Raw genomic sequence first — 19,397 nt, forward strand, 5'->3', positions numbered from 1 at the left:
ATGAAAATTATTCGTTCCAAACAAATTCGATGGTTGATGCTGATGGCATTCATACTGGTAATGCCTCAGTGTACCAATGCGCAGTTTTTTAAAAAGTTGAAAAAGCAGGCCGAAGAAAAAATAATGAAAAAGGCCGATAAAAAAGTTGATGATCTATTTAAAGACAACAAGAAAAGCGAAGACCAAGAGGTAGGGCATCAATCTGGAAATATGAACAATGGGAGCAAAGGGGAGAATGCACAAGAAGGGAACAAACCGGAAGAAAAAATCTTGTACGACCATTCGGATTACCTTGTGTACAAGTCGCCAAATCCTGCGGCCTTCAAGGATATAGTGATTCAAAGATTCAAAGGGCTTCCCAGGTTTGGGGCCATTGATTTTTATATGGACAGGGACAATCCAAAAAAAGTGGACCTCTCCAAAGATGCTGCGGACAAAAGAAACCTTACGGGTCTAGGATATGCAGGTTTTCAGCATTTGGTGCGTATTCATATGTTGAAAGAACATTTTAAGGTGATGGACAGAACTGCGCTCACCGTTCCTACCAAGGGGAAGATTATAGAAAAAGAGGCCAAATCCAGTTTGGCCCAAAAAGTATTAAAGGAATTTGCCTTTACCATGGGTACGGATGCCCTTAAAAAGGAATACTTTATGAACGATTGGAGCGGAACCGGAAAAAGTGCTTTGGTGAGGGAATGGGGAGGCCATCAGGCTGATGATTTTACCGAAAACGAACGATATGTCGATTTTGTGGAAAAGTATTTGGATGAAATATTGGAATGGAGTTCGGATTTTTTTTCTGATGGTTCACAGAATTTTCAATTGGTGCATGCCATTAAGTTTTATGGTCAATACGATTTTGACAAAGGAGGGTTCTGGGTACAGCTTCCCATTAAACGACAGTCCATGGAAGTTTCGTCATTGGACTATTTTAGCGAGTTTTCTCCCAAAACAGCTTACGGGAACCAAATGGCCAACACCATGGCTCAAGTGGATTATATCAGTGGATATGTGCTGTTCAAAATGGACCCCGGCAAGGCTGAGGCCCTCATCAACGACAAAAGTGTACTTCTTCAACTCACCATGAAGGTTCGGTCGGTATTTAAAGCATTTGAAACAAGCAATCCATTTGTTTATGGAGCCGATTATACCTATCATTTCTTAGACCCGACCCTGGAATTGTACTCAGATGCATTGTTGACAAAGAAGATAGGCGAAATAGACTTGGAGAACTTGATTTACAAAGAACCTAATTGAGTTAACTCCAGAAATACTTCAAAACCACGAAAGCACAATTATTTACCATCTCTTGTTATATACCTCGGTTAAGATTTCGGCCAATTTTTCTTCGAATACTGGTTTTACAACATATCCGGTTATTTCTTCAAAATTCTGAGCCCTTTTCAAGTCACTGGGGTCGTCGGAAGACGTTACCATAAATATATCCACACTTTGACTGGGAAGGGAAGGTTTCATTTTTTTAAATTCCGCTAAAAATCCCCATCCGTCCAAAAAGGGCATGTTTATATCCAATAGGATTACCTCGGGCAAGGGTACGTTTTCCTTTAGGCACATAGAAATGTATTCAATGGCCTGTTCCCCGTCCGTAAATGTATTTATGGCAATTTCCTCTGATAGATTGCTCAATATCTTTTTGGTTACAAATAGATAGACTTCATCATCATCGACCAATAAAATTCTGGGTTTTTTCATATCCTTTTAAATGTAATTTTAAATGTTGTTCCTATACCTTCCTCACTTTCCACCTCCAATATGGCATCCATGACTTCCAATTGGGATTTTACTATAAAAAGCCCCATTCCCTTGCCGGATATATTCCGGTGGAACCTTTTGTAGAGTTTAAAAATGTTGTCTCCGTGCCTATCTAGATCAATGCCAAGACCATTGTCCTTTACATAAAGTACTTTGTGGTCGTTTTCCCAACTGCTTTCAAAGATTATATGGGATGGGGCGTCTGGCTTTCTATACTTAATGGCATTGGACAGGAAATTCTGTAAAATGCTCTTCATATAAAATTTGGAAGATTTGATGGAATGCCATGCATCCAGCTTGTAAACGGTCTCAAAATCTTGAGCGTCATCATCCAAAAAGGTTTCCACAAAATCTTTCTCGACTTCTTGCAGCAATAAAAGGAGGTTTACATTTTCTACCTGTAATTCCTTATTGTTCAAAATGGAAATATAAGTGCTTACATCCTCTGTAAGGGTACTGATGTTATTGGAAATGGTTTGCAATTTGGGAAACAGCTCCATAAAGGTTTGCTGATCTTTGGACTTGCTCAACAGATCTACAATTATGGACATGCTGGTTACCGGTGCTTTTAGATTATGGGCCACAACATAGCTGAAATTTTCGAGTTGCCGGTTACGTACCTGAAGACGTTCATTGGAAAGCTTTACAAGCTCATTGGTTGATTTTAACTGGGCCTGACTGCTCAATAATTGTTTGTTTTTTTGTTGAAGTTGGGTAACAAAGTTCTTTTTTTCTCTCTGAGTTCGGGCATAGCCCAAAGCAATCAAGGTGATTACGATCAGGGTAAGGATGTTGAATAGAATAAGATTTTTTCTAATGGTCTGCAATCTACTTCTTATATAGTTTGGGGGTATTTCCTGAATTATGGCCCAATCGTTATCGGTGACAATCTCTGCCATATCGGTGTAGCGGTTCATTCCAACATCTTTTTCAAACCCCGTTCTTACATTTTGATGTACCCATAAACTGCCATTTTCCATAAAGAAGGTGTCTCTCGGAAAAATCAATTTTTTGAGTTCTAGTTTCTTTTTGATGACAGAGTCTACATGGCTCATGCTGGCCTGATGAGGTAAAACATTATCGGAAAGATTGGTGGTGATTATGTTTCTATTATTATCCAGTAGATAAAAATTGTCGCCGGAAATTCTGGTCTTAAGTAAATCAAAAATTTTGTTCATGTTAAAATTGATTACTGCCAGACCAACTTGGGCATTGTTGATGTCATATATAGGGGTCACTCCTCGTATAACTGGTTTATGTGGAGTTTCCAAGACACCATTTTCCCTGTTGAGTTCTATGGGCGAAACATATACTTGCCCCTTTCTTAAAGAAAGGCCTGCCTGAAAATAACCTCTGTCCACTTTATTTTGCAGGTACGCAGGTGCCATACTATCTTGGTTTACTTTCTCATACCTTACTACTTCATTACCATGAAGGTCTATTAGGCGGAATTGTTCGTAAACATCCAGCCCCTGCATAGTTCTTATATAATTTTCTAAAAAATCGGGGTTTAATTGGTTTTTATTAGAGAAGGATGCTGGAAATGTAACACCCGACCAAAAAGAGGTAATATCTATCAAAACCATGCTTTGATCTATCAAGTTGTAGCTTTTGCTTAAGATATTCCGTTGCTGTATTTGTCCCATGTTGGTAATCAGCTCTTTTTTTTGGAGGTTTTCCCAAACAAGGGTAAATATTAAGAGGGGAATATAAAGCGCCGCGGATGTTTTGATAATCCTGTTCCACATAAGGAGGTATTTTAACAAATTGATAAAATCAACCCATTGAGGTGTTGAATTTGTAAAAATTTATCTATGTTTTTTGTAGGAGAACTATAATCAAGATACATAGATTTTATCGTTTACTAAAATTTCACGGATATATTTGGTTTTAAAATGAGGTGGTTTCAAGTATTTTGAAAGAACCGATATAGTCTATTTTTATATGCGATCACCTATTGCCGTTGAGGTGGGCTATAATTGGAATTGGTAATGTCCAAAGAGGTATTTGATGTTTTTTTATACTGATATTCAAGATTTCCCAATGCAGGTCATCGAATCTTTCTTTTGTTCATCCACTTCAATTAAAAACACTATCCTAAACCAAGCACCTTTAAGTAAGTACATTGATTTACTTTAATTCCAGTTTAACATTTTATTATACAACGTTTTGGTGAGGGAATCTGTTCCTTTGTATATTTTCGATTCATAATACATTTAGCGTATGACGGTTTGGATTATCTTCCTGTTGGGCATTCTTGTTTTTTTAGCTTTGGATTTGGGAGTTTTCAATAAAAATGCCCACGTGATAAGCGTTAGGGAGGCATCAATATGGACTGCGGTCTGGGTTTCTTTGTCCATGCTGTTCTCGGGAGTTATCTATTGGCTATACAATACCGGTAAAATAGATAATGTTGATGGCCTCGAACCCATGGAAGCCACAATAGATTACATTACCGGCTACCTTATTGAGCTTTCTTTGAGCATTGACAACATTTTTGTTATTGCGGTAATTTTCACTTCCTTTCAAATACCACAAAAGTATCAGCACCGTGTGTTGTTCTGGGGGATTCTGGGTGCCATAGTTTTTAGGGCCCTAATGATATTTTTTGGAGTGGCGCTCATCAAAAAATTCAGTTTCACGACCTATATTTTTGGAGCGTTTTTAATATTTACTGCCATAAGAATGGTCGTTTCCAAAGAAAAGCCCTTCGAACCCAAAAAATCTTTCATTTATCGGAATCTTCGAAAGATCATGCCCATCACCTCACACATGGATGGACAAAAGTTTTTTGTGAAACTACGTCACATTACGGCGGCCACCCCGTTGTTCATGGCGTTGATAATTATTGAATTCACGGATGTTTTGTTCGCCTTGGACAGCGTTCCGGCTATATTGGCCATTACATCCGACCCTTTTTTGGTGTTCAGTTCAAATATATTTGCCATTTTGGGTCTTAGGTCCATGTACTTCTTTTTGGCTCACATGATCAATAAGTTCCAATACCTTAAATATAGTTTGGTCGCTATCTTAAGTTTTGTGGGGCTTAAAATGATTTTGGCTCACCATATTGTATTTCCAAAATGGATTTCCTTGGGCTTTATAGCTTTGGCTCTTTTTCTGGGTGTTTTGGTATCGTGGCTTAGGCAGGACAAGACAAGCCTGGACAAATGATGCAAAACATAGGAAATATTGACCCATAAAAAAAAGCCCTCAAAATTTTGAGGGCTTTTTTATGGAAAACCGGTTTAACCTATAATTTTTCGATTTCCTTTTTCAAAGCTTCTTTGGAATTTCCTGTCTTTTCTTGAAGTCTTCCCAACATTTGGTCAAACTTTCCTTCAGAATATTTCAGGTCGTCATCAGTAAGCTCACCATATTTTTCTTTGAACTTTCCTTTTACCTGTTTCCACTTGCCTTCTAATTGATCGTTGTTCATATCTGTAAAATTTTAAATTAATAATTATACATCCAATGTATTTCTTTCCATCGCGGGAGATCACCTCGGAAACTTAAAATATTGACGCAATCAAAAGTTTGATCTTTTTTACGGTTATCAAGGATTGATTATGCCTATAAAGACAATAAAAAAGTCAAATGGGGCAAGCATACCCACTTGATTTTTTAAATTTTGAAAAGGTCAGGTATTAAATCTTATAACAAATCAAAAATTAGTGTTATGCCAAATCCACAAATAAAAAATGAAGAACAGTATGAAGCTCTGAGGGATAAGGGCTACAGTAAAGAAAAGTCGGCCCGGATTGCAAATACACCGGATTCAGGAAAAAAAGGAGGGAAAGCAAGCCCTTATGAAGAATGGACCAAGCAAGAACTATATAAAAAGGCCAAGATGGTAGGTATAGAAGGCCGTTCCAAAATGTCAAAAAAAGAGCTCATAGGTGCTTTGAGAAACCACTGATAAAAGCGATTTCAATTTAAATAAGTTTATGAAATATATCCACCCAAAAATAATCCGCCAGATTTTTATTCTCCTTTTAATTTTATTGATCGGAGGGTTGATCATGTTGGAAATGGCGCCCTATTTTTCGGGAGTACTCGGAACAATTACGTTGTTTGTATTATTGAAAAAGCCAATGAAAAAATTGGTAGGCAAAGGATGGAATCCAGTACTCTCTGCCAGTTTGCTAATGGTAATGTCCTTTTTTATTATACTGTTGCCGATTTCGGGGGCCTTGCTAATGTTGGGAAACAAAATCAGTAAGGCGTTGGATAATTCGGAAAAGCTCACATCCATTATAAAATCGCAAATACAGTATTTTGAAAATCTAGTGGGGTACAAGTTCAGCTCACAAGTAGATGCTTCTGCCGTATCTGAATGGCTGTCGGGAAGTCTGCAAGGTTTTGTGGGGGGTACCTTCAATACCGCAATCGCCATATCCATAATGTATTTTCTTCTGTATTACATGCTTACCAATCAAAAAAAACTTTACAAATCTCTTTTTGATTATGTTCCCATAAGCAACAAGAACCTAACGATTATTGGAGAGGAAATACGGGATATTGTCAAAGCAAATACATTGGGAATCCCATTGGTGGCTTTGGCCCAAGGAGTTGTTGCTTTGATCGGTTTCTTGATATTTGGAATCGAAAACCCATTTTTTTGGGCTCTCATGGTTACCATTGGCTCAATGATTCCCTTTGTAGGTAATTTTTTAGGAACCCTTCCGGTCTTTATACTCTCCCTGAGCAATGGGCAAACCTTTCAAGCTTGGGGGATTCTGATATATGGGATTGTTGTGGTAGGCTTAACGGACAACATCATCAGATTGTACGTGCTCAAAAAACTGGACGATGTGCACCCGCTGATCACTTTGATAGGGGTTATTGTGGGAATACCGCTGTTTGGATTCATAGGCCTGGTTTTTGGCCCTTTGCTAATCAATCTGTTTTTAGTAATCGTAAGGATTTACAAAAGGGAGTATGGTAAAGAAGATGTTCAATAACGTGATGGCAAAAGATTGATTGAACTTGATTTTGTTCAAAAAAGACCGATGGGATTTCTTTAATGCAATAGCGTCAAAATAATAAGGTTTAGCAACAACTGATCTGAATTGATAAAAGTATACTTAAATAAAAAAGAGCAATGAAAAAAGAATTGGAACAAATCAGACTAGGTAAAATAGCGGATACCGATCACGAAATTTTTGCTTTGTTAAAGCAAAGATATAGCCCCAGAACATTTAGGGAAGAGAAAATTAAAAAAGGCCAATTGAATCAACTTTTTGAAGCTGCACGATGGTCCGCCAGTTCAAATAATTTGCAACCATGGCGATTCATTTATGCCGAAAAAGGCTCTGAAGCTTTTGAAAAGATTGTAGATTGCTTAAGTGATTTTAACAAGAAATGGGCTCCAGAAGCCCCTTTGCTAATGTTGGCCATTTACAAAGAAACAACGGATGAAGGAAAAGAAAACTTCCATGCGCTGCACGATTTGGGGCTTTGCTTGGGCAGTATGTCCGTACAAGCCCAATATTTGGATATAGGACTGCACCACATGGCCGGTGTGGATTGGAAAAAAGCCGAGAAAGAATTCAATGTGCCGGACGGATACCATGTTTCATCCGCTATTGCTGTAGGATATTATGGTGGACAACTGGATAAGCTGCCCAAAAAACTTCAGGAAAGCGAGCAGGCCGACCGACAAAGAATACCCCAAGAAGACTTTGTATTTAAAGAAGTTTGGGAAAGTTGAATCCAGGTTCAGCCGACCAAAGGTAAAACATTATACCAGTACAATGCCTAGGAAGCAAAGTCCGGTGTTTCAAAAAAGAGCCCCGAAAGAACAATTCCAAATATGATGAGTATGAGTATAGCCAATATGATTACAAATCCTAGTTTGGTAATACCACTTTTTTGGAAAATATAGTTTCGTTTGGGGCTGTTTTCATCTTTAACCAGTTCCGTATTTTCTTGAGGCTGTTTTTGATCTTTCTTATTCATAATGAGTCATCTTAAAGTTGATGGCTAGGTTATTCCAATGATTAATCATTGGTTGGGTGAAACTATAGGTTTTTATTTTTTTGCCTTAGCATATTCAAAAAAAATATTGACTCAAAAAGTGGAGGTCAACCCCTGTGCTTCCATTAAGACAGCAATGGGCATGTTTTTGTGTTCTTTGTACAGATATGTTGATCAAATGGGTCAACAATCATTTTTTCTGAGATAGTCGCTGAACTTTATTTTGAAGTATCTTTAGTTATAAGGATGAATTCTTACTCCCCCCGATAAAGCCATCCCCCTTAAAATCAAAAGTAAATGAACTATTCTCGATCACTGGGGAAGAAACTCAATAATCTTCTGGAAAAAATATATATTTCTGAAAATGAGTTTGAAAGGGCGGGGAAATTAGCCGATAGTCCCTCTTTAAAAAACTTTTTTTTCGATAAGGCCAAGGAACGCTGTCATTTTGGGCATGAACTGAAAATAGAGATGATGAAGTTCAATCAAGAAATAAGGGAAAACGTAGGCTCCGCAGGAACATTGCAACAGGGATGGATGGATTTTTCCATAAACAGGAACGAGCCTATGTTTGTAGGAGCCATAGAAGCCGAGGGAGCAACGCTTGATAGTTATAGAATGGTATTGCAGGAAATAGATCTGCCTTCCAGTGTAGAGGTAATCATTCGCCAACAAATGAACAAAATCTCCAATGACTTGAACATCATAAAAAGATTGGGAAAGATTGCACAATCATAAAAACTGTACAAGTAAAGATTAAATCAAAATAGAAAATTATTTTGAATGGCCATTTTTGACCTGAGTGTGATATTCCTTTGGTGTGATATTGTACTTTTCCTTAAAGAGCTTGGAAAGATAGCTTCTGGAATTTATCCCTACCTTATAACTTATTTCAGTAATGTTCATGTCGGTATTTTCCAGGTATTCTTTGGTCTTTTCAATCCTGTAATTTCGGATGTATTCGTTTACCGATGCATTGTAAAGCTTTTTAAACCCAAGTTGCAATGTGGTTTGGTTCAATCCCACTCTTTTGGCCAAACTAACAATATTGTCCATTCTGTTTAGCTCATCATGGATTATTTCTGCAGCTTTTTCAATTTTGGATAGGGTGGCCTGTCTGAGTATTTTATGTTCTCCAGACCCGTTCAGGTCATCTAGATACTGTTGTAACTGATGTGAAAGTATTTCATATGCCTTGCCTTCCTGATATACAGTCTTCATAAAATCAGTTAGATCACACTCTGTAAATTCTTCCATAAACTTTGCAATTTCCAGACTGTAATGGGATTTGTGATAAAACAGTTGGGTACCGTTCAGATCGCGGAAGAGATCCATTAAATCTGTATTCATTTCAGGAAGGAACTCACTGATCTTATCCTCAAAAAGTTTCCTGTTGATCTCCAAACTATAAACACAAATGGGTTGATTGGCCGGAAAACGGAATATATGGTTATTGTGTGGCGTGCTCGATAAAATAGCGTTCTCCAATCGTTGTATTTCATGCTCCCCATCGATTTCATCGAACCTGTGCACAATAGGGGATTCCCTGTTAAAAATAAGTTTTAAAGGGTGTACCAATCCTTTTTTGAATTCCAGTACCAGTTCTTTTTTTAGTTGGCAATCAAATTCCAAAACGCCCACTCCGTTTTCAAAACAAGTGCCCTTAACGAACCCTGAACCCAATTTGGAGGGTAAACGTAGGCAGTGTTCGTTGTTTTCTTCCTCGACATCTATTTTAAGGTTATCGGCCAGATCATTGATCAATTGTTTGGTGTCCGTATCACGTATTTCAAATGTAACGCTCATTGCTATAATCTATAAGACAGTAGGCTATGGCCGGGCTATGATCAACTTGTAAAAAGAAGATTGCCAAAGACACTATTATTTAGTTTTAAACTGTTAATTACGTATATTTTTCAGTTATGTGCCAATTTTATTTTTAAATGGGTCAAGAATGTTAGGTAATGTGTCAACCAAAATAGTTGTATTTCCCCATATTTGATGAAAATAGCATCAGGGATGGAAAATGAAAACGCAAAGCACGAAAAGGATTATATAAAAGCATATCAAGAAAAGGGATATACTGCCAATTTTAGGTTCGAGGAAGGAAAACTGATTGCTTCCAATTCTAAAACAACCTATTCCCCGGAAGACATCCATATTGTTGCCGACCATCGTTATGAAGGTATGAGCAACCCGTCGGACATGTCAATTTTATATGTTTTGGAAACCAATGATGGAAAAAAAGGAACCTATTTATTAGGGTATGGTCCCAATGCCGATTTGGATGCAGCCGAATTCTTTAAGGCCATTCCCGATGAGAATGTTTCCGATAAGGCAAGCATTGATTCTTGATTTTTCCATTTAATAAACAACGAATCTGCAAAATTCCTTTCAAAAATTCTAGTACCCTTCTACTAGTATTTATTTTCTTCTTAACGGTAACGTGGATGTATGTTCCATTAAACAGAGTTTTTTTTTAAGGAAAGACACTGTATTAGAGTATTGAATAGGTCATCAAGACATTCTTCCCTTCATTTATGCGGTAAGTTCAATATTGGCCAAAAACACCGCAATTGTGTTAAATAATTATTTAAATTTAGTCTATACTTGCAATGGCTTGCCCCGGCCTTAAAGAGACTTTGCCAAATTATGCAGGAGAAGGATGAAAATTAGTGTCAAATATGATTTAAATATCACTTGTAAAACCATTTTAAAGGAGCAATTGGATAAATTGGATATTCCCCACCTGCTTCATGGTACTGGTGAGATAGAGATAAAGCGGGCAATTTCTGATGAAGAGATGCAGGAATTGTTAAATAATTTGAATGCATATGGCATTTATGTCCTGAACGATCAGAAAACAGCTTTGGTGCAACGAATAAAGAATACCATAAACGAGATGTTGGAAGATGACCAGTTAAAATCGCAAAAGGTCTCTGAGTACCTTGCTGATAAATTGAACTATTCCTACACCTATCTCTCCAACCTTTTTTCTGAAACAACCTATACATCAATAGAGAATTTTGTGATTCTCAGAAAAGTCGACCATGCCAAAGACCTTATGGCCGACACCGACCTAACATTAACAGAAATAGCCTATCGTTTAAACTATAGTAGTGTAGCGCACTTGTCCGGACAGTTTAAGAAAATAACGGGATTGACACCTACCAAGTTTCAAGAAATATTGGAAAGACGAAGAGGTACTAGAATACAACAAACTATATGAATAAATTTCCTTCCAATTCAGGCAAACAGATTTTAAATGTAGCCCTTGCCGATGATGATGAGGACGACCGCTTATTTTTTCAAGAAGCTATTGAGGATATTTCCATCCGAACAAAACTATCGTTATTGAGCGATGGACAGGAATTGATGGACTACCTGAACCTTCCTAACATTATTCTGCCGAATTTGATTTTTTTGGACTTGAACATGCCCATTAAAAATGGAATGCAGTGTTTAAAGGAGATTCGTTCAAATCCAAAGCTCAATGATGTGTGCATTGCCATATATTCAACTTCATGTTCCGAAAACGATATCGAGGAAACTTTTGTCAATGGAGCCAATGTTTATTTGAACAAGCCCAATAACTTTAGTAAATTGAGGGATTCCATAGAGAAGGTTTTGCAGATAAACTGGCAGTACCACACCTCTAACCTCAATCGGGATAATTTTTTGTTGCGATTGTGATCAAAATTGAGCAGCATATGTTTTAATTATGTGCTACTTATAATAAAACCTTAAAACAGGTTACTGCAACTACTAATGGATTTTAAGATTTTTCGTCGCATAGCCCAATCACCCGTAGTGGACAGAATCGCCTTGGCATTGGCCATAGTATTGCTTCTTTTTATTACCACCGTATTGTTCAAACAGATAAGAGATCTGGAAGTTTCCGCAGAGATGGTATCCCATTCCTTAACGGTGGACAAAGAAATAAATAAGTTGTTCACCCAATATGACCTGATGGAGTCTGCCGAGTTCAGATCTGTGATTTTAAAGGATTCAACTTTTGAAGAATCGTACATAGACCATAAGTTGCAAAATGATAGAACCTTCGATAGGTTGTATGGACTGGTCAAGGAGATGCCCTACCATCGGAGAAATTTGGATACTGTTTCAAAGTTAAAGGATAGCCTACATACGACCCTGACCGCATTACACGGTAAGGTAAAGCCAATGGAGGCAGATTCTACCGCCATGGTGTATGTGGAGAGAGCAGCTTCCATCCTAAAAAAACTTAGGGGATTCAAGAGAAATATGCTGGCGAATAACGAGAACTTTCTTCAGGACAAATTGGTGACCTATAGGAGGCTTACCTTTCTTACGCCGCTAACCACATTGTTCCTTGCCCTGTTTTCCATTGTTATGTTCACTATAGCATTTTTCAGGTTACGGAGGCACAAAAACAAAATTCAATCCTCTGAGGCTTTGTTGCAGAACATTGTTCAGAGTACCGATAACATAATGAACTATTATGAGCCCATTTACGATTCCAATGCAAAGGTGGTCGATTTTAGGGTAGCCTTCGCCAATATATGCAATAGGGATTATTTAAACCTAGAGCCGGATGAACTTCTTGGAAAGCCCATAACCGATGTTTTTCCGTTTGTTCTCAAGAACAACGAACTGCAACGGATGATAGATTGTTTTCTTGAAAACAAGACCATAGATTTCGAACGTCAGGTTACCGTGGAGGGTCAACAATTTTGGTTCCACACCTTTGTTAGGGCAATGGATGGGGGAATATTGGAAGTTGTGCGAAACAATACAGAGGAGTACAAGGCCAAGGAAAACCTATTAAGGGCCAACCAAGAACTGGAAGTTCAGAACTTTATTATGTCCGAGGCCAAGAAGGTGGCAAAAATTGGAAGTTATACATGGTATTTAGATACCGGGGAGGCAGAAATATCCGAAAACTACTACCGAATATTGGGGTGCGAACCAAACGAGTTTAAACCATCACTGGAACGATACAGGAGTTTTGTGCATCCGGATGATTTGAAGCAATATGATGAATACGGGGAATGGCATAGAGCAAAGCAAGAACCACGGGACCATACATATAGAATTATATCTAAAAGCGGAGAAGTAAAACACATACGTACCAAGGGTCAGTTTATACAAAAGGATGGGAGAACTGTAATGATCGGTGTAGTACAGGACGTATCCGACCAGATAGCTGCAGAAAATACATTGCGGATAAAGAATCTTGAACTAGAGCGCAGCAATGTGGAACTGGAATCGTTCAATAGGGTGGTAAGCCATGATTTACAGGAGCCGCTGCGAAAAATCCAAATGTTTATATCCCGTATTGATGGGGAGGAAAAAAATAAATTGTCCGAGAGGGGAAGAGTATATTTTGATAGAATAGACAAAGTAGCGGCCAGGATGCAATCCTTGATTCGTAACCTATTGAACTATTCTCGAATAGATAGTACCCACGATGATTTTGAGGTAGTCGACCTTAACAGTGTTATGAAAAAGGTCAGCGAAGAAAATGCAGAGCGCATTAAAGGTGAAGATGCAAGTATCGTTTGGGATAATCTACCAATGGTACACGGTGTGGGTTTCCAGCTTGAGCAACTTTTCGGCAATTTGGTGTCCAATTCCTTAAAATATCGAAATCCCAAAGTAGCGCCCAAGATAAAGGTAACATCGGAAATGGTTGCCAATGATCAAATGCCAGAAGAATTCCTAAAACACGCTAAAAACTACTTCAAGATAAGTTTAACCGACAATGGCATCGGATTTGACAATGTAAGTGCCAAAAAAATCTTCGAAGTTTTCCAACGGCTACATTCAAAGACCCAATACTCCGGCACAGGTATCGGGTTGGCCATATGCAAAAAAATTGTGGAGAACCACCACGGTTTTATCCACGCCTCCGGTGAGAAGAACAGGGGCTCCGTTTTTACCATCTACCTTCCTGTTTAGTCCGGAACTTATTCAAAGACTCTATCAAAAAGCTTGTTTAAGAGCTTTTTAACACTATTTCCGGGCATATCAAAAAGTTCTATAACAGAATCCAAAAGTTGTATAAAATACTTTGTGGCTTAGTAGGTGATCTTTACAAAACAAGATTTTTCATTATCAATCAGTAATAGAAAACAACCTAAAACACAATAAGCCATGAAAACGATATCCCTAAAAACAGCAAAAATCCATCAAGTATTCGAACAATTGCAAGCAGATTTTGCAGGTAACCTAACACATGATGCGGAGGAGCATATTCTCGAAATAGACAATCCATTAGGGCAAGGCCTTATAAAAGGCATTTCTTTTAAAGGAGGCATATCCTACATGGAGTTTGACATGGAATTCACGGAAGATGTTATGTTGGTGGCAAGTTCCACCCAATATACCCCAATTTGTTTTGCCTATTGCTCACAAGGTCAAGTGTCGCACAGCTTTGGACGCAAAGGTAAAAAACATGATTTGGAAAATTTTCAGACAGGTATTCTAACAAGCAAAACGTTACAGGACAATGTTCTCTATTTTGAGAAGGACATGCGCCTTAAAATGATACTGGTTATCGTAAGCCCTACCAAAAGAGCGGGAAACGAGAACCATTTAAACCATGAACTTCAAAAACTGTTCTTCAAGGATAATGTTGTGGACAATTTTGCATACATAGGTTCTTACAACCTAAAAGTAGCGGAAAAGGTACGTCAAATAAATACCGTATCCGTGACCGGGATTGCTAGAAAGTTGATGATAGAAGGGTTGGTACATTTGATCTTGGCCCTAGAGATTCAGCAGCATTCCGATGACCTTAAGAATGCGACGGTACAAGAATCCTCGTTGACAAAAAAGGAAAGAGAGATTGTAAGGGAACTGTCCGTCTTTATTAATAACTATCCCGAAAAACAGCTATCTGTAGCATATCTCTGTAAAAAAGGAGGTTTATCACCTTCAAAATTGCAAGAAGGCTTTAAAATGATGCACGGGACAACGGTAACGGACTATATAAGGGATGTAAGGGTGCGATTGGCAGAGAATCTAATCAAGACCACCGATATGAACATCTCCGAGGTTGTTTACAGCATTGGTTTTATCAGTAGAAGTTATTTTTCAAAAATCTTTAAAGCAAAATATAACTGTAGTCCCAAAGAGTATAAGGACAAACAGAGAAGCTTTGCCATTTCAGCATAAAATAATTGCAACATTAGTGTTGTATCTCTATATATTCATAACATAATTATGTTATCCATTTATTAGTATAGTTTCCTTGCGGGACTTATTACCATTAAAAAAGCTCTCTTTAAGAGAGCTTTTTTCTTAATCTACTAACAGTTATTTTTATTATTCTTTATTCTGCTGTTCTTTAATGGTATTCTCATCAATATCAAATTTGTTCGTATCGATATTGGTGTTACCAGTAGGGTTTGTTGGATTGTTCTGTTTTACTTTTCGTTTAAATTTTCTTTTATCTGCAATACTCATAACTATTTTTTTAAAGGTTAAAAGTTCATTTTAATGGTGCCGTTTCCCAGTACCGTTCATCATCAATATTAATATAAAGCACATACGACGGACTTTTTGACGTTAATGGTTGAAAGATTGCCGTATATGGTGAATGTGTGCAGGTAATATATTGAATATGAGTATGTTGAATCTTGAATGGAAATATTGTGATTTATTTGATTACGTCCAACATATTATCTAAAGAGCAAAACCAACAGTTGTATTTCGGTTAGATTTATGAAATCATCCAAATGCAATCATCAAACTAAAGTAGATGATGGTCAGAGCGGGGCCAGTAGATGAAAATATAGTAAGAGCCCTTCTTGGCCGGATGATATAACTGAATCAATAATACATAAAAACAAAAACGATGAACAAGAGAAATTATATGAAAAATGAAGAAGGCCTCAGAAAAGTCAGGACTTTGATTGATGAACAGAAAACTGTGATGATGGCCAGTAATTTAAATACCATACCATTTTCGGTCTGCCCGATGACCGTCCAACAAATGGATGAAAAAGGAGACCTTTGGTTCTTTGTTTCCAAGGATAGTGGACTTTTTAAGGATATCGAGGAAGACAATCGGGTTCAGATAATCTATAACGATGACAACAAGCAGCAATACTTGTCCATTTTTGGAAACGCAACACACATTATAGCCGAACAGAAAAAAGAGGAACTATGGAACCATCATTTGCTCAATTGGTTCGAAGGTAAGGACGACCCCGACCTTACACTCATCTGCGTTAATATGGAAAATGCTTTTTTCTGGGATAACGAGAACAGCAAGTTGGTACCCTTCTTTGGAGCAGAGGAAGGCAATGTGTCTTCCAGTTCCAGTGAAAAGGGATTTGTGAACTTATAGAACGTATATTCGGATGCCAAAATCAAACCATAAATTTGATTCTGGGTAAAAAAAAGGTCGGTAGAAGTACCGACCTTTTTTGCTAGCTATATATTACATCCTATTGAAAAGGAACATATTCAAATTTTTGGCCACCGATAGAGGCATCTGCCATAAGTCCCGCTTTAGGCATGGCAAATACTACAACACCATCGTCATAATCTGCGCTTTTGGAAACTCCGGATTTTACGGCAATGGCAGAAAGGTCGCCCGAAAAAGCATAGCTTCCGGTTTTAAACTCGTTTAATGCGTCTTCAGTTTCAAAAAAGATAACTTCGGTCAAAGCCTGGCCTCCTGCTTGGAGCCCAACATCAATCTTTTTCATGTCGGCCATTCCTACTTTTTTCCCGTTCTCATATACCACTCCGTTTCCCGAAGCACCACCTAAAATAAAGCCACCTTCACCAACATTTGGGAAAATTACATACCCTGTGGATGTCTCAAAGAACTTTTTAAGTCCCGCATCTTTTGCAATGAGCTGTTTTTTAGCCTTTTTGGCATCTTCAATAATTTGTTTGTCCTTACTGTTTTGGGCAAAAGTTCCGAAAGCAACAAAAAAAGTTGCCAATACGGTTATTGTTTTCAAAGTTTTCATAATGTGTGTTTTTTATTAATATTTCTTTTAAAATAAAACTGGAAACATCCAGCTCTTATTCCAGTTTCAAGATACTGGAGATTGAAGGGGGATATTTGCTTTTTCCAAGAAAAAATTGATTCATTTCTGATTGACTAACAGTAGTTTGTGTGGTTGTTTGAATCAAGACAATTTTCGAACGGATAAGAACCATGTCCAAGAGAAAGACATATTATTTTTCTATATAATCTTAAAAAAAATAATGATGAAGAAGTATGGTTTATTGTTCGCATTATCTCTTTTGATGGCTCTTGCCACTTCCTGCCGGGAGAAAAAATTAAATCATCCAAAAGAGGGAGAAGAACTTAAGGAGGTCAAAGAGACCCAAACTGAAAGTATGGATAAGTATAAGGAATGGTCCGAATCCAATAAAACAAAAGATAGTGCCGCCATAAAGACTGATTCCACGAATCAAGACTCCATTGATTAAATGGCAGCTTGTTTGCCAAAAATGGTCGTTGTTAAGCCTTACCGTTCTATTTGCTTTATTGATTAGAGGTGACTATTCCCCCTGTATCATCACGTTTGGAGACTTTACTGGCAACAATACTGATGATGAAAATCTGTGTCACGTGAAAAAGCATCAACGGCAATAAAATTATCCCTATCGAAAAAGAAGCGGGAAATAGGATGCTCGAGAAAACGGTTCCATGTACCAAGGATTTTTTGGTGCCGCAGAACTGTGCTGTAATGGTGTCCTCTGTTGAAAACTTCAGTAGTTTGGAAACCCGGCCTATGATGAAGTAGACCAAGAAGAATAGGGCAAGTACCCCTGAGTAGATCAGGACCAGCTGTTCCAATTTCACTGAGTCAAAGATTCCATCTTCAAAAGAGTGCACAAAACTTACATATATGATCAATAGAATCACCAACTTATCAAAAAGGGTCAGATAACTATTATATCGTGTAGCAAACCCGCCCAAATATCGATGTAGTAACAATCCAAGAAATACGGGCAATAGAATCTGTAATATCAAACTGGTATAGACATCCAATAGGCTAAAATCACCTGATTGATGTTCCAAGAAAATGCCCATCCACAATGGCGTTACCACAATGCCAATCAATCCTGATATGCTTGCATTGAAAATTGCTGCGGGAATATTCCCCTTTGCAATGGAAACCATCACCACCGAGGAGGATACGGTAGAGGGGAGGGAAGCCATAAACAAGAATGCAAGCCAGATATGTAAAAAATCACTCGACTTGAACAGTGGATAGAAAACAATTACCAATAATGGGAAAATTAGGAACACGAAGGATTGCACCAAAATGTGTAAACGCCAATTTTTTAATCCGTGCCTTATTTTTTCGGGATTGAGTTTTAGTCCATAAAAAAAGAAAATGAGCGATATCCCGATTCCTGAAATAGTATCTAAAGGAACCGTACTCTCTCTACTGGCAAGACCTGGGAAAAAGTAGGCCAAAATTATTACTAGGATTATACCTACCACAAATTTGTCAATTTTGATTGATTTTTTCATACGGCCCTTTGGGGAAGTTGGCTATGGATGCTTGATAATCGGGTTTCCATAGGTGATTTTAAAAGTTGGTTTCAATTCTTGACTACACTTTTGGTAAACTACAAGGAAGATGTTTTGGCAACTCTATTGCTCTTATTGATGTCCTTCATGATTTCGGCGAACAATCCTGCCGATTTTATACGGTCATCGCTATCATACATCATAGAAGAGACAATAACTTCATCCACTTGGGTTTGCTCAAGGAAATCTTCCACCTGTTTTTTTACGGTTTCTTTGCTCCCAACAAAACTGTAGCGGGTCATTTGCATAATGGCCGGGTGTTGTCTTACTTCCTTTAGACTGGTGCTCATCTCCGTAGGAGGTTCTATAAACTGTGTTTGCGTTCCGGATAATATATTGATGACCATCCTTAGCGCAGAAGTATATAAACGTTCGGCCTGCTCATCCGTTTCCGCAACCACTGCATTGATGCCTGCAATTACATAAGGTTTTTGTAAAGCTTCAGATGGTTGAAACTGGTCTCTATAAATTTCCAAGGCATTGAAGAGCTGTGCCGTTGCAAAATGACTAGCAAAGGCATAGGGCAAACCTTTCTGGGCGGCCAATCTGGCACTACTGGTGCTTGAGCCCAAAATATAAATGGGTACATTCAATCCTTCGGCCAATGGCACCCTGATTTTTGATGTATGGTTATCACTTGAAAAATAGTGTTGAATCTGTTCAATATCCTTGGGAAAGGAATGAGTGGCTTCTATAAAACCAGGATTTATGGCATGTGCAGTAGGTTGGTCGGTGCCGGGAGCCCTGCCAAGACCAAGGTCAATACGATTTGGGTACAAGTTGGCCAATGTCCCAAAGCGTTCAGCAACAACAAAAGGGGAGTGGTTGGGCAGCATTATGCCTCCAGAGCCCAAGCGCAGACTGGTGGTGGCCTCCGCCACATGGCCAATCAAAATCTCGGGTGCGCTACTGGTAATCGCGGGCATATTGTGGTGCTCTGCAAACCACATTCTTTCATAGCCCAACTCTTCCGCTTTTTGGGCCAATGCAACGGTATTTTTATAGACTTGGTTGATGGTGCTTCCTTTTGGGAGAACAGCCAATTCTAAAATAGAATACGCAATTTTTTTTGAATCCATATATTTATATGTAT

22 protein-coding genes are annotated in these 19,397 nt (G+C 38.2%); 13 read left to right on the forward strand and 9 right to left on the reverse strand.

The features are described from left to right. Nucleotides 1–1,257, forward strand: coding sequence for a hypothetical protein (locus K1F36_RS16590; protein WP_220114837.1), 1,257 nt, complete (start codon nucleotides 1–3; stop codon nucleotides 1,255–1,257). Nucleotides 1,258–1,299: 42 nt separating this feature from the next. Here K1F36_RS16590 and K1F36_RS16595 read toward each other — a convergent pair whose 3' ends face one another. Together K1F36_RS16595 and K1F36_RS16600 are read right to left on the reverse strand one after the other, a co-directional pair. Then, a complete protein-coding gene (locus tag K1F36_RS16595) occupies nucleotides 1,300–1,713 on the reverse strand; it encodes a response regulator (RefSeq protein ID WP_220114838.1) in 414 nt (137 codons plus the stop codon). Beyond that, entirely contained in the window at nucleotides 1,710–3,521 is a 1,812-nt protein-coding gene (locus K1F36_RS16600; RefSeq protein ID WP_220114839.1) for a sensor histidine kinase, read from the reverse strand. The genes K1F36_RS16595 and K1F36_RS16600 overlap by 4 nt, the downstream gene beginning before the upstream one ends. A gap of 475 nt (nucleotides 3,522–3,996) precedes the next feature. On the opposite strand from K1F36_RS16600, the gene K1F36_RS16605 reads away from it, so the two are divergent. After that, entirely contained in the window at nucleotides 3,997–4,947 is a 951-nt protein-coding gene (locus K1F36_RS16605) for a TerC family protein (RefSeq protein WP_220114840.1), read from the forward strand. Nucleotides 4,948–5,026: 79 nt separating this feature from the next. On the opposite strand, the gene K1F36_RS16610 is transcribed toward K1F36_RS16605, so the two are convergent. Next, nucleotides 5,027–5,212 (reverse strand): CsbD family protein, encoded by a 186-nt coding sequence (locus tag K1F36_RS16610; RefSeq protein WP_220114841.1) that lies wholly within the window; start codon nucleotides 5,210–5,212, stop codon nucleotides 5,027–5,029. A gap of 240 nt (nucleotides 5,213–5,452) precedes the next feature. Between K1F36_RS16610 and K1F36_RS16615 the strand changes: the two genes are divergently transcribed. The 3 genes from K1F36_RS16615 (at nucleotide 5,453) to K1F36_RS16625 (ending at nucleotide 7,486) form a co-directional block, all read left to right on the forward strand. Continuing rightward, nucleotides 5,453–5,692, forward strand: coding sequence for a DUF7218 family protein (locus K1F36_RS16615; protein WP_220114842.1), 240 nt, complete (start codon nucleotides 5,453–5,455; stop codon nucleotides 5,690–5,692). 28 nt (nucleotides 5,693–5,720) lie between these two features. Then, nucleotides 5,721–6,737, forward strand: coding sequence for an AI-2E family transporter (locus K1F36_RS16620; RefSeq protein WP_220114843.1), 1,017 nt, complete (start codon nucleotides 5,721–5,723; stop codon nucleotides 6,735–6,737). Nucleotides 6,738–6,877: 140 nt separating this feature from the next. Beyond that, nucleotides 6,878–7,486, forward strand: a complete 609-nt coding sequence (locus K1F36_RS16625) for a nitroreductase family protein (protein WP_220114844.1) — start codon at nucleotides 6,878–6,880, stop codon at nucleotides 7,484–7,486. 47 nt (nucleotides 7,487–7,533) lie between these two features. On the opposite strand, the gene K1F36_RS16630 is transcribed toward K1F36_RS16625, so the two are convergent. Further along, entirely contained in the window at nucleotides 7,534–7,734 is a 201-nt protein-coding gene (locus K1F36_RS16630) for a hypothetical protein (protein WP_220114845.1), read from the reverse strand. Between the two features lie 315 nt (nucleotides 7,735–8,049). On the opposite strand from K1F36_RS16630, the gene K1F36_RS16635 reads away from it, so the two are divergent. After that, the gene (locus K1F36_RS16635; RefSeq protein ID WP_220114846.1) at nucleotides 8,050–8,490 is read left to right on the forward strand and encodes a DUF2383 domain-containing protein; all 441 of its coding nucleotides are present in this window, start codon (nucleotides 8,050–8,052) and stop codon (nucleotides 8,488–8,490) included. 36 nt (nucleotides 8,491–8,526) lie between these two features. On the opposite strand, the gene K1F36_RS16640 is transcribed toward K1F36_RS16635, so the two are convergent. Continuing rightward, nucleotides 8,527–9,558: a helix-turn-helix transcriptional regulator gene (locus tag K1F36_RS16640; protein ID WP_220114847.1), complete on the reverse strand. Its 1,032-nt coding sequence runs from the start codon at nucleotides 9,556–9,558 to the stop codon at nucleotides 8,527–8,529. Nucleotides 9,559–9,753: 195 nt separating this feature from the next. Between K1F36_RS16640 and K1F36_RS16645 the strand changes: the two genes are divergently transcribed. From K1F36_RS16645 to K1F36_RS16665, 5 genes are all read left to right on the forward strand, one after another. Beyond that, on the forward strand, nucleotides 9,754–10,107 hold the full coding sequence (locus tag K1F36_RS16645; protein ID WP_258539125.1) for a hypothetical protein: 354 nt from the start codon (nucleotides 9,754–9,756) through the stop codon (nucleotides 10,105–10,107). Between the two features lie 310 nt (nucleotides 10,108–10,417). Then, nucleotides 10,418–10,981 (forward strand): helix-turn-helix domain-containing protein, encoded by a 564-nt coding sequence (locus K1F36_RS16650; protein WP_220114848.1) that lies wholly within the window; start codon nucleotides 10,418–10,420, stop codon nucleotides 10,979–10,981. Further along, nucleotides 10,978–11,445 carry a response regulator gene (locus K1F36_RS16655; RefSeq protein ID WP_207032131.1) on the forward strand — a complete coding sequence of 156 codons (468 nt, stop codon included), beginning with the start codon at nucleotides 10,978–10,980 and terminating at the stop codon, nucleotides 11,443–11,445. The genes K1F36_RS16650 and K1F36_RS16655 overlap by 4 nt, the downstream gene beginning before the upstream one ends. 75 nt (nucleotides 11,446–11,520) lie before the next feature. Then, nucleotides 11,521–13,692, forward strand: coding sequence for a sensor histidine kinase (locus K1F36_RS16660; RefSeq protein WP_220114849.1), 2,172 nt, complete (start codon nucleotides 11,521–11,523; stop codon nucleotides 13,690–13,692). Between the two features lie 195 nt (nucleotides 13,693–13,887). Next, nucleotides 13,888–14,910, forward strand: a complete 1,023-nt coding sequence (locus tag K1F36_RS16665) for a helix-turn-helix domain-containing protein (protein WP_220114850.1) — start codon at nucleotides 13,888–13,890, stop codon at nucleotides 14,908–14,910. Nucleotides 14,911–15,060: 150 nt separating this feature from the next. Here the strand turns inward: K1F36_RS16665 and K1F36_RS16670 are convergent, their stop codons facing one another. Further along, on the reverse strand, nucleotides 15,061–15,201 hold the full coding sequence (locus K1F36_RS16670) for a hypothetical protein (protein WP_207032125.1): 141 nt from the start codon (nucleotides 15,199–15,201) through the stop codon (nucleotides 15,061–15,063). A gap of 391 nt (nucleotides 15,202–15,592) precedes the next feature. Between K1F36_RS16670 and K1F36_RS16675 the strand changes: the two genes are divergently transcribed. Continuing rightward, complete coding sequence (locus tag K1F36_RS16675; RefSeq protein WP_220114851.1) at nucleotides 15,593–16,087, forward strand: pyridoxamine 5'-phosphate oxidase family protein; 495 nt, start codon at nucleotides 15,593–15,595, stop codon at nucleotides 16,085–16,087. Nucleotides 16,088–16,187: 100 nt separating this feature from the next. On the opposite strand, the gene K1F36_RS16680 is transcribed toward K1F36_RS16675, so the two are convergent. Continuing rightward, nucleotides 16,188–16,721: a lipid-binding SYLF domain-containing protein gene (locus K1F36_RS16680; RefSeq protein ID WP_207032121.1), complete on the reverse strand. Its 534-nt coding sequence runs from the start codon at nucleotides 16,719–16,721 to the stop codon at nucleotides 16,188–16,190. A 241-nt stretch (nucleotides 16,722–16,962) separates the two neighbouring features. Between K1F36_RS16680 and K1F36_RS16685 the strand changes: the two genes are divergently transcribed. Further along, nucleotides 16,963–17,190, forward strand: coding sequence for a hypothetical protein (locus tag K1F36_RS16685; RefSeq protein WP_220114852.1), 228 nt, complete (start codon nucleotides 16,963–16,965; stop codon nucleotides 17,188–17,190). 55 nt (nucleotides 17,191–17,245) lie between these two features. Here K1F36_RS16685 and K1F36_RS16690 read toward each other — a convergent pair whose 3' ends face one another. After that, a complete protein-coding gene (locus K1F36_RS16690) occupies nucleotides 17,246–18,244 on the reverse strand; it encodes a bile acid:sodium symporter family protein (RefSeq protein WP_220114853.1) in 999 nt (332 codons plus the stop codon). Nucleotides 18,245–18,342: 98 nt separating this feature from the next. Then, nucleotides 18,343–19,383 (reverse strand): LLM class flavin-dependent oxidoreductase, encoded by a 1,041-nt coding sequence (locus K1F36_RS16695; protein ID WP_220114854.1) that lies wholly within the window; start codon nucleotides 19,381–19,383, stop codon nucleotides 18,343–18,345. Nucleotides 19,384–19,397 lie beyond the last annotated feature (14 nt).

Origin of the sequence: Flagellimonas abyssi, from assembly GCF_019457905.1 — a bacterium.
GTDB classification, from domain to species: domain Bacteria; phylum Bacteroidota; class Bacteroidia; order Flavobacteriales; family Flavobacteriaceae; genus Flagellimonas; species Flagellimonas abyssi.

Coding starts and splice junctions, on each gene's coding strand:
- K1F36_RS16590 (WP_220114837.1), top strand. CDS start 1: ATGAAAATTATTCGTTCCAAACAAATTCGATGGTTGATGCTGATGGCA.
- K1F36_RS16615 (WP_220114842.1), top strand. CDS start 5,453: ATGCCAAATCCACAAATAAAAAATGAAGAACAGTATGAAGCTCTGAGG.
- K1F36_RS16630 (WP_220114845.1), bottom strand. CDS start 7,734: ATGAATAAGAAAGATCAAAAACAGCCTCAAGAAAATACGGAACTGGTT.
- K1F36_RS16620 (WP_220114843.1), top strand. CDS start 5,721: ATGAAATATATCCACCCAAAAATAATCCGCCAGATTTTTATTCTCCTT.
- K1F36_RS16670 (WP_207032125.1), bottom strand. CDS start 15,201: ATGAGTATTGCAGATAAAAGAAAATTTAAACGAAAAGTAAAACAGAAC.
- K1F36_RS16600 (WP_220114839.1), bottom strand. CDS start 3,521: ATGTGGAACAGGATTATCAAAACATCCGCGGCGCTTTATATTCCCCTC.
- K1F36_RS16610 (WP_220114841.1), bottom strand. CDS start 5,212: ATGAACAACGATCAATTAGAAGGCAAGTGGAAACAGGTAAAAGGAAAG.
- K1F36_RS16665 (WP_220114850.1), top strand. CDS start 13,888: ATGAAAACGATATCCCTAAAAACAGCAAAAATCCATCAAGTATTCGAA.
- K1F36_RS16660 (WP_220114849.1), top strand. CDS start 11,521: ATGGATTTTAAGATTTTTCGTCGCATAGCCCAATCACCCGTAGTGGAC.
- K1F36_RS16690 (WP_220114853.1), bottom strand. CDS start 18,244: ATGAAAAAATCAATCAAAATTGACAAATTTGTGGTAGGTATAATCCTA.
- K1F36_RS16695 (WP_220114854.1), bottom strand. CDS start 19,383: ATGGATTCAAAAAAAATTGCGTATTCTATTTTAGAATTGGCTGTTCTC.
- K1F36_RS16595 (WP_220114838.1), bottom strand. CDS start 1,713: ATGAAAAAACCCAGAATTTTATTGGTCGATGATGATGAAGTCTATCTA.
- K1F36_RS16675 (WP_220114851.1), top strand. CDS start 15,593: ATGAACAAGAGAAATTATATGAAAAATGAAGAAGGCCTCAGAAAAGTC.
- K1F36_RS16650 (WP_220114848.1), top strand. CDS start 10,418: ATGAAAATTAGTGTCAAATATGATTTAAATATCACTTGTAAAACCATT.
- K1F36_RS16685 (WP_220114852.1), top strand. CDS start 16,963: ATGATGAAGAAGTATGGTTTATTGTTCGCATTATCTCTTTTGATGGCT.
- K1F36_RS16655 (WP_207032131.1), top strand. CDS start 10,978: ATGAATAAATTTCCTTCCAATTCAGGCAAACAGATTTTAAATGTAGCC.
- K1F36_RS16640 (WP_220114847.1), bottom strand. CDS start 9,558: ATGAGCGTTACATTTGAAATACGTGATACGGACACCAAACAATTGATC.
- K1F36_RS16625 (WP_220114844.1), top strand. CDS start 6,878: ATGAAAAAAGAATTGGAACAAATCAGACTAGGTAAAATAGCGGATACC.
- K1F36_RS16680 (WP_207032121.1), bottom strand. CDS start 16,721: ATGAAAACTTTGAAAACAATAACCGTATTGGCAACTTTTTTTGTTGCT.
- K1F36_RS16645 (WP_258539125.1), top strand. CDS start 9,754: ATGAAAATAGCATCAGGGATGGAAAATGAAAACGCAAAGCACGAAAAG.
- K1F36_RS16635 (WP_220114846.1), top strand. CDS start 8,050: ATGAACTATTCTCGATCACTGGGGAAGAAACTCAATAATCTTCTGGAA.
- K1F36_RS16605 (WP_220114840.1), top strand. CDS start 3,997: ATGACGGTTTGGATTATCTTCCTGTTGGGCATTCTTGTTTTTTTAGCT.